At 61.1% G+C, this 380-nt stretch carries 1 protein-coding gene; it reads left to right on the top strand.

Annotated features, from left to right (window positions below; genetic code table 11):
• Positions 1 to 63: 63 nt before the first annotated feature.
• On the top strand, positions 64 to 380 hold a 317-nt coding region (locus tag ACWGTO_RS33930), incomplete at its 3' end, for a transposase (RefSeq protein ID WP_454579011.1).

Below are 380 nucleotides of genomic sequence, written 5' to 3'. Positions count from 1 at the left end.
GGGGGCCTGTTGCGTAATTGGCTGGTTGTGATTCTGTGAGTGGGAAGCTCGGAGGGAATCGCGATGGCGGTGAAGCAAACGGGACAGTTGAGCCTGGTGGAGGCCTTTCTGGGCCAAAAGCTTGCTAGCGGTTCATCGCCGCTCGACCGTCTGTCCGGGCTGGCGAAGTGGTACCGCTTCGAGAAGCTGCTCAATCCGCTACGCGATGGCGGGCCGGGACGCGCTGCGTGGCCCCCCTTGGTTCTATTCAAAGCGCTGTTGCTGCAATCGCTCTATGGGCTGTCGGACCGCGAACTGGAAGAAGCGCTTGGCGACCGGTTGTCGTTCCGGCGCTTTGTCGGGCTTGGTCTTGAGGAGAGCATTCCCGATCACACAGTGCT

It is taken from the genome of Mesorhizobium sp. PL10 (genome assembly GCF_053714315.1).
This window is presented reverse-complemented; position numbering and strand designations above follow the sequence as displayed.